At 35.4% G+C, this 12,477-nt stretch carries 7 protein-coding genes; 6 read left to right on the forward strand and 1 reads right to left on the reverse strand.

Annotated elements, in window-relative coordinates; all coding sequences use genetic code 11:
• Positions 1-59 precede the first annotated feature (59 nt).
• A complete protein-coding gene (guaB, locus tag N4A35_12775; protein ID MCT4582279.1) occupies positions 60-1,532 on the reverse strand; it encodes an IMP dehydrogenase in 1,473 nt (490 codons plus the stop codon).
• 183 nt (positions 1,533-1,715) lie between these two features.
• Here guaB and N4A35_12780 point away from each other — a divergent pair, with 183 nt between their 5' ends.
• The 6 genes from N4A35_12780 (at position 1,716) to N4A35_12805 (ending at position 12,476) form a co-directional block, all read left to right on the forward strand.
• Positions 1,716-3,548 (forward strand): ABC transporter ATP-binding protein/permease, encoded by a 1,833-nt coding sequence (locus N4A35_12780; GenBank protein ID MCT4582280.1) that lies wholly within the window; start codon positions 1,716-1,718, stop codon positions 3,546-3,548.
• Between the two features lie 178 nt (positions 3,549-3,726).
• Positions 3,727-5,922, forward strand: a complete 2,196-nt coding sequence (recQ, locus tag N4A35_12785) for a DNA helicase RecQ (GenBank protein MCT4582281.1) — start codon at positions 3,727-3,729, stop codon at positions 5,920-5,922.
• A 95-nt stretch (positions 5,923-6,017) separates the two neighbouring features.
• The gene (locus N4A35_12790; protein MCT4582282.1) at positions 6,018-7,079 is read left to right on the forward strand and encodes a T9SS type A sorting domain-containing protein; all 1,062 of its coding nucleotides are present in this window, start codon (positions 6,018-6,020) and stop codon (positions 7,077-7,079) included.
• A gap of 397 nt (positions 7,080-7,476) precedes the next feature.
• Positions 7,477-10,932 (forward strand): hypothetical protein, encoded by a 3,456-nt coding sequence (locus tag N4A35_12795; GenBank protein ID MCT4582283.1) that lies wholly within the window; start codon positions 7,477-7,479, stop codon positions 10,930-10,932.
• Positions 10,933-11,033: 101 nt separating this feature from the next.
• A complete protein-coding gene (locus tag N4A35_12800) occupies positions 11,034-11,747 on the forward strand; it encodes a fibrobacter succinogenes major paralogous domain-containing protein (protein MCT4582284.1) in 714 nt (237 codons plus the stop codon).
• Between the two features lie 39 nt (positions 11,748-11,786).
• On the forward strand, positions 11,787-12,476 hold the full coding sequence (locus N4A35_12805; GenBank protein ID MCT4582285.1) for a fibrobacter succinogenes major paralogous domain-containing protein: 690 nt from the start codon (positions 11,787-11,789) through the stop codon (positions 12,474-12,476).
• Position 12,477 lies beyond the last annotated feature (1 nt).

The raw sequence follows: 12,477 nt of genomic DNA on the forward strand, positions 1-12,477 counted from the left end.
AATATTTGATTTTAAGAGTAGCGAAATTAAAATTTAAATACTAGAATATCTAAAAATGATTATTTAATATTATAGTTTGGAGCCTCTCTAGTGATGGTCACATCATGAGGATGGCTTTCTTTTATCCCTGAGTTGGTGATTCGCACAAATTGAGCCAGTTTTAATTTTTCAATGGTGTCAGCACCACAATATCCCATCCCTGATCGAAGTCCTCCAATTAATTGGTGCATAACTTCTTGTAAGTTCCCTTTGTAAGGAACTCTACCAGAAATTCCTTCAGGAACCAACTTTTTAATGTCATCTTCCATGTCCTGAAAATATCGATCTTTAGAACCTTTTTGCATCGCCTCTAATGATCCCATTCCACGATAAGATTTAAACTTTCTTCCCTCAAAAATAATCGTTTCACCTGGAGACTCTTCAGTACCAGCAAAAAGGGATCCCATCATAATAGAATCAGCACCAGCAGCGATAGCTTTAACTAAATCTCCCGTAAAACGAATCCCCCCATCAGCAATAATAGGAACATTATAACCAGCTAGACCTTCAGCCACATTGATGACAGCAGATAATTGTGGTACACCTACTCCGGCAATAATTCTCGTTGTACAAATCGAACCTGGTCCAATTCCTACTTTTACTGCGTCAGCTCCTGCATCAGCAAGCGCTTTTGCAGCAGCTCCTGTAGCAATGTTTCCTACAACAACATCGATGTTAGGGAATTGTTGTTTAACTTTTTTAAGCACTTCAATCACCCCTTTAGTATGACCATGTGCGGTATCAATAATAACAGCGTCTACACCAGCATTGGCCAAGGCTTCTACTCGTTCAATGGTGTCATAAGTAACTCCTACTGCAGCAGCAACTCTTAATCTACCATACTGATCTTTACAAGCGTTTGGATATTCTTTAACTTTAATGATATCTCTAAATGTGATTAATCCGATCAATTTATTCTCGTCATTAACAACAGGTAACTTCTCAATCTTGTGTTGTTGTAAAATTTTCTCAGCATCTACTAAGTTAACTTTTCCTTTAGCTGTAATTAAAGGAGCTTTAGTCATCACTTCACTAACTTTTTTCTTGATGTCTTTAACAAAGCGTAGATCTCTATTGGTGATAATTCCAACTAATTCTTTTTGTTGATCAACTACAGGAATTCCTCCTATTTTATTTTCAGCCATTAAATTCAAAACATCACCTACACTTTTGTCCTCAGTAACAGTAATGGGATCAAGAATTAACCCACTTTCAGAACGTTTTACTTTACGAACTTCATTGGCTTGAGCTGCTATAGGCATATTTTTATGTACAACTCCTATACCGCCTTGTTGCGCAATTGAAATCGCAAGCGCACTTTCTGTAACAGTATCCATTGCAGCAGAAATAATAGGACTGTTAAGTGTAATGTTTTTGGTAAATTGAGAAGATAAATTGACATCTCTTGGCAACACTTCAGAATAAGCAGGAACTAATAGGACATCATCGTATGTAAGACCTTCTCCGATGAATTTTGATGAATTTAATGACATGACTTTTTTTTAGGTGTAAGATTTGGTAATTAAATTCCTGCAAATGTAACAAAATTCATTGACTATAAATAATTTTAAATGCTTATGATTGAGATTAAAAATCTAAAATTTGTTAATGAATCGTAGGCAATTAAAAAAAAAGTAAAACCAGAGATAATATTATATTACCTTTGTTTGAATACAATGAAAGAGTTTTTTAAAATATTAACCTTGGTTAAAGGGTATAGGCTTTATGCGATATTAAATGTAGTCCTCAACTTATTGGCTACATTTTTCTCCTTATTTTCTTTGATGATGCTTATTCCTGTAACGGAAGTTTTGTTTAGCCAAGGAGATAAATTGAAAGAGATATTAGAAAATCCGCCAAGTTTGAATTTTACATCGTTGGATTTCTCATTAAAAGATTATTTGTTTTATCAATTAGCTGAGCAAATTCAACTTGTAGGTCAAGAAAAAGTGTTGTTGATGGTTTGCGTATTCCTTGTTGTCGCAATTTTATTAAAAAATTTATCCACCTATTTTGCATTGTATTATATTGCTGTTATTAGAAATGGTGTCGTTAGAGACTTTAGGAATACGATTTATGATCAAATTGTAGAATTACCATTAGCCTATTATTCTGATGAGAAAAAAGGGGACATTATTTCTAGAATGACTAATGACTTAAAAGAGGTAGAATGGTCAGTATTAAGATCTCTTGAAGCTGTATTTAGAGACCCAATTAATATTGTCGTTTTTTTTGTTACGCTTGTTTGGATGAGTCCATCTTTGACTTTGTTCCTAATCGTGTTTTTCCCTCTTTCAGGCTTTTTAATAGGTGTAATTGGTAAAAGTTTAAGAAGAAGTGCTTCAAAAGGTCAAGAGAAATTAGGAGGCTTAATCGCTCATTTAGAAGAAACACTAGGGGGACTAAGAATTATAAAAGCTTTTAATGCTAAAGAAAGTTCGAAAGAGAAGTTTAAAAAATACAATGAGGATTACAATCAAATAATGATTAAAATGTACAGGAAAGGTGATTTAGCATCTCCTGTAAGTGAGTTCTTGGGAATTACTTTAATCGCAGTTGTGTTGTTGTATGGGGGAAGTCTAGTTTTTGAAGGAGAAATTAGAAGCTCAATGTTTATTACCTATATCGGACTTTTGTCTCAGCTAATTTCTCCATTTAAGTCTATAACTTCAGCGTATTCAAACGCACAAAGGGGGCTATCAGCAATGGATAGAATAAAGGAAATTATTCAAGCTGAAATAACTATTACAGATCCAGTTGTACCTCAGCCTTACAAAGCTTTTGAAGAAGCAGTCGTTTATGAGGGGGTTTCGTTTAAATATGGAAAAGAAGAAGTGTTGTCAAATATCAACTTGTCTATTCCAAAAGGAAAAATGGTCGCTTTAGTAGGCCAATCAGGTGCAGGGAAATCTACGTTAGCGGATTTATTACCTCGGTTTTATGATGTTACCGAGGGGCAAATCTTGATAGATGGAGTAAACATTAAAGCGTTAAAATTGAAAGATTTGAGAAGTCATTTAGGTGTCGTTACTCAAGCTCCAATTTTATTTAATGATACGGTCTATAATAACATTGCTTTTGGACAAGAAAATGTCACCAAGGAAGAAATTGTAAAAGCAGCAAAGATTGCAAATGCTCACGAATTCATCTTAAAACTAGAAGATGGCTATCAAACAAATGTTGGAGATGGTGGAGGTAGTTTGTCGGGAGGTCAACGCCAAAGGATTAGCATCGCAAGAGCAGTTTTGAAAAACCCGTCTATATTGATTTTAGATGAAGCGACTTCAGCTTTAGATACTGAAAGCGAAAAATTAGTTCAGGAAGCTTTAAATAATCTAATGAAAAATAGAACCTCAATTGTGATCGCTCATCGTTTATCAACTGTTCAGCATGCTGATGAAATTGTTGTGATGCAGGATGGGAAAATTGTAGAAAGAGGCAATCATACGGAATTAGTTGCGTTAGATGGAAAATACAAAAGATTGACAGAAATGCAATCGTTTGATTAGCCTGAAACGAGTTTTTTGCGCTTTTACTTTATAGAGCAAAGCTTTAGTAGTATTTTTTCTGAATTTGAAATAAAAATACTTAATCTTCTGTTAAACTTTTTACTTTTCATCCAAATTTATCAGTATATTTATTGTGCTTTAATGCGTAATATTTGTAAAATAAAAGTTTGTAAAACTAATGGAAGCAATAGGATTATCTCTTAGGGAAGGGCTGCAAAAATATTTTGGTTTCGATAGCTTTAAAGGAGAGCAAGAATCAATAATTCAAGGATTGTTAGAAGGAAAGCATACGTTCGTGATTATGCCAACTGGAGGAGGTAAGTCGCTGTGTTACCAGCTGCCAGCTTTAATGTCAGAGGGAACAGCAATTGTTGTGTCGCCTTTGATCGCTTTAATGAAAAATCAAGTTGATTCTATACGTCAGGTAAGTGACGACGATAGTGTCGCTCATTTTTTAAATTCATCATTGAATAAAACAGAGGCTAATAGAGTCAAAAATGATGTGATAGAGGGGCGTACTAAGCTCTTATATGTAGCACCTGAATCACTGACTAAACAGGAAAATGTAGATTTTTTAAAAAGTGTTAAAATTTCATTTTTTGCAATTGATGAAGCACATTGTATCTCGGAATGGGGACATGATTTTAGACCAGAATACCGACGTTTACGACCGATTATAGAAAGTATTGATAAAGTTCCAATCATCGCTTTGACAGCAACTGCTACTTCCAAGGTTCAGCATGATATTCAAAAGAATTTAGGAATGTTGGATGCTAAAGTCTTTAAAGCATCATTTAATAGAAAAAACCTTTACTACGAAATTAAACCCAAAAAAAATGTAGAAAAGGAAATCGTTAAATTTATTAAACAACGGGAAGGGAAATCTGGTGTTATTTATTGCTTAAGTAGAAAAAAAGTAGAAGAATTAGCGGAGTTATTACAAGTAAATGGCATTAATGCATTGCCATACCATGCTGGTTTAGACGCTGCTACTAGGGCGAAACATCAAGACATGTTTTTAATGGAGGATGTAGAGGTTATTGTTGCAACAATAGCATTTGGAATGGGGATCGATAAACCAGATGTTAGGTTTGTAATTCATCATGATATTCCTAAGTCATTAGAGAGTTATTATCAAGAAACAGGAAGAGCAGGAAGAGATGGAGGAGAAGGGTATTGCCTAGCTTTTTATAGTTATAAAGATATCGAAAAATTAGAGAAGTTTTTACATGGAAGACCAGTAGCTGAGCAGGAAGTTGGAAGTCAATTGTTGCAGGAAGTTGCTGCTTATGCAGAAACAAGCATGAACCGTCGAAAGTTTTTACTGCATTATTTTGGAGAAGACTTTGATGACGTAAATGGAGAAGGGGCTGATATGTGTGATAACTCTAGGTATCCAAAAGAAAAATTTGAAGGTAAAGAAGATGTGTTGTTAGTACTGAAGACGATAGAATCCGTTAATGGAAAACATAAGGTTAAGCATTTTGTTAACCTACTCACAGGTAAGGTGAATGCAGAAATGACCACCTACAAACACTTGGATAACCCTTTCTTTGGAAAAGGAAAAGAAGAGGGAGGAGCCCATTGGAATGCTGTTTTAAGGCAAGTAATTGTAAAGGGGCTGGTAGGAAAGGAAATTGAGAGCTATGGGACATTGTTTTTGAAAGAAAAAGGAAAAGCGTTTTTAGCAGCTCCAAGCTCTTTTGAATTAATCAAAGAACGAGACTTTGTAGATGATTTAGGTGATGACATTGTTGTTAGCCAGAAAGGAGGCAGTGTATTGGACGATACATTATTTGGTATGTTAAAAGACTTGAGGAAAAAAATAGCTAAAGATAAAGGAGTGCCTCCATTTGTTGTCTTTCAAGATCCATCATTAGAAGATATGACTGTCCAGTATCCAATCACTCAAGAAGAATTAATGCAAATTCAAGGAGTTGGACAAGGTAAAGCCAAAAGATATGGAGCTCCATTTTTAGATTTAATAATAAAATACGTAAAAGATAATAATATTGAACGACCACAAGATTTTATTGTGAAGTCTGTAGTAAAGAAAAGTGGAGCAAAAGTTAATATTATTATGAATATTGATCGAAAATTGCCATTAGAAGATATCGCTAAAGGTATTGGGATTTCTTATGATGAGTTGTTAAATGAGATTGAGGTAATCGTCTCTTCCGGTACAAAAGTTAACTTAGATTATTGTATCAATGAAATGATAGAAGAGGATGCGCAAGAAGAGATTTATGACTATTTTATGGAAGATGCGGAAACAGATAGTATAGCAGAAGCCTATGAAGAATTTGATGGCGATTATTCAGAGGAGGAATTGAGGGTGATGCGCATTAAATTCATGTCTGAGGTAGCAAATTAAAACAAAAAAACATCTTTTTTTAAGAGTATTTGGACAACTATTCAAAAAAAAAATAGTTTCTTTGTTAAAGAATGTTTAATTTAATATAAATAATTATGAAAAAAATTTACTCTTTGTTGGCAATGTCAACAATTGTAGGAGCTAGTTTTGCTCAAGTTGCTCAGTTGGATATTTCTATGGAAACAGGAGCTGTGAAAACTTTAGATGTTGAAAGAAATGAAAACTTTTTAAAAGGAGTAGAAACTGATACTGCTGGGTGGAGCACAACAGGTAATTTTTATCCTGAGTTTGCGAACGCTGGAGGACCAGTTATTATTGGATACCAAGGTGGTGGATATTTTTATGGATCAAACAACGATTCATTAAATAGCTGTGCTCAAGGATACGAGAATGCTAATAACTCTACAGCTGAAATTAAAGAGATTTTAATTTGGTTTGCAGCAAAAGATTCTGTTTCTAACTCTGGAAGCATGAACATTAACCTTTATGAAATGTCTCAAAACAGAGCTATCGAAGATCTTGATAACTTTGCTGGTACTCCTGATGCAGAAGGACCAAACAATACTCCTGTAGCATCAGAAACATTATTACTTTCAGATGCTGATACAGCTTCTTCTTTAGTGCTTACTTCTGTAGTACTTTCTTCACCAGTTTCTGTTAATGGAAATTTTGCTGTTGAAGTAGACGCTAGTTCTTTTGCTGCTTCAGGTGATACTATTGGTATTGTTTCTGACGGTGACGGAAGTGGACAAGGATATAGCTTCGTAAGAAGAGGGCCTGGATACTACTGGATCGTAACTAGAGCAGCTTCAACTTCTGGTTTAGATAACAACATTGCTATCTTCGCTGTAATTGGAGATAACAACGTTGGAATTGACGATGATGAGTTCTTTAACGGAGTTCAGTTAAGTGCTTTCCCTAACCCAGCTGTTGAAATGACAACTATTTCATTTAATTTAGAAAGAAGCTTCAATAACGTTAAAATTAACGTAATGGATGCTACTGGAAAAATTGTTAACAGAATTGAAAAAGGAGCGCTTCAAGCTGGTTTATATAACGAAGTAATGGAAGTTTCTTCTTTAAGTGCAGGAACTTACTACTATACAATTTATGCTGATAACACTAAATTGACTAAGTCATTTAACGTTGTTAAATAATTGTAATAAACACTTTTAAAAAAAAGTCTCATTGATTAAGTTCAATGAGACTTTTTTTTTGGAAAAAATTGACCTTAAGCTGAAAGTATGAGAGAGAATATAGAGGCTATATAGGCCTCGTTTATTAATAAGATCGCTATTGTATTCTCTTGTGTTTAGGTTGTTTTTATAAGAACTAACTCATAAAAATTATCAGTCTTTTAGTTGGTGAAGACGTCATTCATTGCGTTGTGGTGTTGTTCACTTTTGTGTATAAGTTGTTCGGCTAAAAAGCTTAACAACCTGAAATCATTTTCTTTTACTTTGGACACTATTATGGATTTTACATGTAAGTAATTAACATGTAATTATTGTGTCTTAAGCGTGTTAATTATAAAAAATAAGCAATAAAAGTAAAATGAAAAATAAGCAAATTAAAAGTTTTTATTTATTGATTGTAGTTTTATTAGGGAGCTACATTGGTGTCGCTCAGAATGTAGGGGTCAATCAGGCTAATCCTAGTCATTCCTTACATGTCTCACCGGTAAACTTAGGAGAGGATCCATTGCGTATAGATGGCTTGCAAACATATTCTGTTGGAGACACCTCTTTATTAATGATTAATTCAGTAACAGGAGTTGTTAAATACATTAACCCAACCGATTTTATAGCCATAATAAATGATCAAATTAATACTGGTACAGATAATCAAAATATGGATAGTTTGACCCTAGAAGGGGTAACTCTAAATGCTTATATTGAAAATGGAACCGCAGCGAATATTAGTTTACAACCTTTAATTGATAGTTCAATACACAATGTGGTTAACCATGCAGATACTTTATTTTCTAATGAATCATTTAAGGATAGTATAGTCGCTTTGTTGTATCATCGTGCTGATACTTTATTGAGTAGTTCCATTTTTGTAGATAACCTCAGGGATTCAATTGATACAGATGTTGATAGCATAACTTTTGTTGGAAATACTTTAACAATTTATGAAAATGGAAATGGGGTATTTGTAGATTTGAGTGCTTTAAATAGTGCAGATAATGATCCTCAAAATGAAATCCAAGATTTAAACTTAACAGGGAATAACCTCTCTATTACGAATAATGATGCTCCTAATGTTATCGATTTAAGCCCGTATTTAGATAATACGGATGCACAAACATTATCATTGTTGGGGAATACTCTTTCTATTAGTAATGGAAATAGTGTCACTATTGTCGATAATGTAGATGATGCAGATAATAATGTAAGTAATGAGTTACAAACAATTTCAAAATCAGGAAGTATGGTTACACTCAGCCATGGAGGAGGAAGTTTTATTGATGATAATACACAGTTATCGGAAGCACAGGTAGATGCTTATACAAGTAATAACGGTTACCTGACAACATTTACAGAGATAGATGGCTCTGTTAGTAATGAGCTACAAACAATCTCAAAATCAGGAAGTATGGTTACACTCAGCCATGGAGGAGGAAGTTTTACTGATGATAATACACAGCTGTCGGAAGCACAGGTAGATGCTTATACAAGTAATAACGGTTATCTGACAACATTTACAGAGATAGATGGCTCTGTAAGTAATGAGTTACAAACAATCTCAAAATCAGGGAGTATGGTTACACTTAGCCATGGAGGAGGAAGTTTTACTGATGATAATACACAGTTGTCGGAAGCGCAGGTAGATGCCTATACTAGTAATAATGGTTATCTGACAACATTTACAGAGGTTGACGGAAATGTAGGTAATGAGTATAATATTAGTGTTTCTTTAAATGGAACAACTTTAAGTGTTGTTGATGGTGGAGGGGCTAAAACAGTAAACTTATCAAGCTTACGAGATGGAACAGGTACAGATAGTCAAACATTAAATTTAACGGGCAACACATTAAGTATAAGTGGAGGGAATAGTGTAGCATTAATAGATCGTATTAATGATGCAGATGCTGATTCAACCAATGAAATACAAGCGTTAAGTCTTTCAGGAAATGTTCTTTCTTTGTCTAATGGCGGTGGAAATATAATGATTCCATCTAGTGCCGATAATTTAGGGAGTCATATAGCTACTCAAAATTTAGATATCGCCAATAAAAAATTAGTGGGTAATGGAGGGAGTGTAGGAATTCTAATACAAAATGATGGACATACACGAGTCGAAAATTTACCACAGTATTCTCACCTAACTGATACCTTGTTGACCATTGCAGATGCGCAAGGAAATATACATGCACTTTCGTTAGAAGCTTTAGCTAACCTTTTAATTAATAGTTATGGAGTGCAAGGGATTGATAATAATTATCCTTCAGGTTCAGTATATTGTTCAGGGAGGCCAACAGCTATATTGGATGTGCTTAACCCAATAACGAATAAAACATGGATGGATCGTAATTTAGGAGCAATCCAAGCCGCAGCGAGTAGTAATGATACTGCTTCTTTCGGTGATTTGTATCAATGGGGGCGTTTTTCGGATGGGCATCAATGTAGAACAAGTTCAATAGAAAGTACAATAGCGTCAAATCATGTGCCTTTACATGGGAATTTTATTGTTAGCTCAACAACTCCTTTCGACTGGCTAGGAACGCAAAATATAGGGGTATGGCAAGGTATACATGGAGAAAATTCTCCATGTCCGAATGGGTATCGCTTACCAACAGAGGCGGAATTAGAGGCTGAAAGGCAAAGCTGGAATACTAATAATACCACTGGAGCATTTGGATCTCCAATTAGGCTTCCAGAGGCGGGGGGACGTAATTTTTCGAATGGAAACCTTATTGGGAATCTTGGAGGGTATTGGTCAAGTACTGTTAATAGCACTTTTTCTCGATTTTTGACTGTTAATGCTGTTGGTGCAAATGTTATGGATGCTAATAGAGCCAATGGGTATAGTGTCCGTTGTATAAAAGGAAACGAGACTCCGAGTGTTTCTATGCTAAACTGTAGTAGTGCCTCCCACACAGGAACATTGATAGCTGGAACAGTGGCGTCAGGAGTTAATACAACAATTAGTTATTCTGGGGGGAATGGTCTGCCATATACTGGAGAGTCCGTATTGTCTTCAGGAGTAACGGGATTAACAGCTACTTTAAATAGTGGTGTATTGGCCGCTGGTATTGGAAATGTAACTTATAACATAAGTGGAACACCAAGTAGTAGTGGAACAGCAAACTTTTCGGTAAGTTTAGGAGGGGAGACTTGCGTATTTTCGGTTAGTGTGAGTGCTCCATCGCCAACTTACCCAACAGGAACTGTTCATTGTTCTGGAACGCCAACTGCTGTTATCGATGTTGTTAACCCAACAACCAATAAGACTTGGATGGATCGTAATCTAGGCGCAAGCCAAGCGGCTACAGCAACTACTGATGCTGCTGCTTATGGTGATTTATATCAATGGGGACGCGCTGCAGATGGGCACCAGTGTAGAACGAGTACAACAACGAGTACAACTGTTTCAAATAATACTGTAGGGCATAATAATTTTATAGCAACAGGTCCTTTTCCTGGGAATTCTCCTTATGATTGGAGAATCCCTCAAAATTCAGCGCTGTGGCAAGGTATTAATGGAGCTAATAATCCTTGTCCTAGCGGTTATCGTCTGCCAACAGAAGCAGAGTTAGAAGCGGAACGATTAAGTTGGAGTAGTAATGATATTTCAGGGGCTATAGCATCTGTTCTTCGCATACCTTTAGCTGGTTATCGAGTGCATAGTTCTGGGGCACTAAACCTTGTAGGAAGTAATGGCTTTTATTGGTCTAGTACAGTAAGCAATAGTGATTCAAGGGTAATAGAAATTTCTAGTAATGGTGCAACAATAAGAATGCATTATAGATCAAGAGGATTTAGTGTTAGATGTATTAAAAATTAAAACGATATATGCTTATTAATGAGAGGTAATACAAAGAAAAATTGATAAAACTTCATTTTGATTGACATGAAAGTTCTGTTTGTATGATAAAATAGTAAAGTATGATAGAAAAAAGATACGGGGTTAATGTCTTTTTATTAATCATACTATTGAAGTGGGGGCTGTTTCCTTTAGGAGGTATGATAGCTTATGGGCAGTTAGGTGCTTTTAAGGAAAGTGCTTGTCCAGAAACCCTTACAGCAATAGTAGATGTATTAAACCCTATTACGAATAAAATATGGATGGATCGTAATTTAGGGGCTAGTCAGGTAGCAACTAAAACTACAGATTCCAAAGCTTATGGTGATTTATATCAATGGGGTAGATCTTCAGATGGTCACCAATGTAGAAATAGCTCTACGACAGAGTTTATTACTTCTAATCAAAGAAATGGAGAGTTTATTGTGCGTTTGAAAGCTCCTTTTGATTGGAGTGTCCCTAAAAATGATAATTTATGGCAAGGAATAAATGGTGTTAATAACCCTTGCCCGAGTGGTTACCGGCTCCCATCTCAAGCTGAGTTAAATGAAGAACGTTTAAGTTGGGAGAGTAATGATAGTAAAGGGGCGATAAGGTCTCCTCTTCGTTTTACTTTAGGTGGATTTCGAAACCTGAGAAGTGGTATCCTTTATGGCGTTGGTAGTTTTGGTTATTATTGGTCGAGTACAGTAAGTGATGAGTATGCGTATTTCTCTAGTTTTCATGATAAGGGAGCCTATGTTGGTTTACTTTTAAGGGCATACGGGTTTAGTGTACGTTGTATAAAGAATCAGTAGTAAATATTCAAAGTAGTTTTTTAATATAAAGTTCATGCCATGAAAAAAGAAGGAAAACTTAAAAAAATGTTATTGACTGTGTTAGTTGTTTGGAATACAGATACAATGTTGCTTTTTAGTCAAGGTCGTTTTTGTGAAGGATTTAAAACGCTTGTTGTTGAAGTTTACAATCCTATCACGAATAAGGTGTGGATGGATCGTAATTTAGGAGCAGCCCAGGCAGCAATAAGTTGTACGGATTCCAAAGCTTATGGTGATTTGTATCAATGGGGACGTTTTTCAGATGGTCATCAGTGTAGAAAAAGTCCAACAACTAATTCCAAAACTTTTACTGATAAGCCCATACATGATAATTTTATTGTTGAACCTTATTCTCCATGGGATTGGATGGTTAATCCGAGTAATGAATTGTGGAGGGGAGGGAATAGAAACAACCCTTGTCCCAAAGGGTATAGGCTGCCCTCTGATGTTGAATTAGATTTTGAACGAAAAAGTTGGAAAATGAATAATGGAAACGGTGCATTCGCATCTCCCCTACGTTTTACATTAGGAGGTTATCGAAGTCATAGCGATGGTTCGCTGAATAGTGTTGGGAGTTATGGTTGCTATTGGTCTAGTACAGTGAGTGGGGCACGTTCAAACGCAATGCTTATTACCTCAAATGACTCCTATGTATTTAGTGGAATAAGGGCAAACGGACTTAGCGTACGTTGTATAAAAGATAATTAAA

Source organism: Flavobacteriales bacterium, from assembly GCA_025210295.1.
In the GTDB taxonomy this organism is placed as follows: domain Bacteria; phylum Bacteroidota; class Bacteroidia; order Flavobacteriales_D; family Parvicellaceae; genus S010-51.

Bases quoted from the DNA above. Each gene is read 5' to 3' on its own strand.
- guaB (MCT4582279.1), bottom strand. From the start codon at position 1,532: ATGTCATTAAATTCATCAAAATTCATCGGAGAAGGTCTTACATACGAT.
- N4A35_12780 (MCT4582280.1), top strand. From the start codon at position 1,716: ATGAAAGAGTTTTTTAAAATATTAACCTTGGTTAAAGGGTATAGGCTT.
- recQ (MCT4582281.1), top strand. From the start codon at position 3,727: ATGGAAGCAATAGGATTATCTCTTAGGGAAGGGCTGCAAAAATATTTT.
- N4A35_12790 (MCT4582282.1), top strand. From the start codon at position 6,018: ATGAAAAAAATTTACTCTTTGTTGGCAATGTCAACAATTGTAGGAGCT.
- N4A35_12795 (MCT4582283.1), top strand. From the start codon at position 7,477: ATGAAAAATAAGCAAATTAAAAGTTTTTATTTATTGATTGTAGTTTTA.
- N4A35_12800 (MCT4582284.1), top strand. From the start codon at position 11,034: ATGATAGAAAAAAGATACGGGGTTAATGTCTTTTTATTAATCATACTA.
- N4A35_12805 (MCT4582285.1), top strand. From the start codon at position 11,787: ATGAAAAAAGAAGGAAAACTTAAAAAAATGTTATTGACTGTGTTAGTT.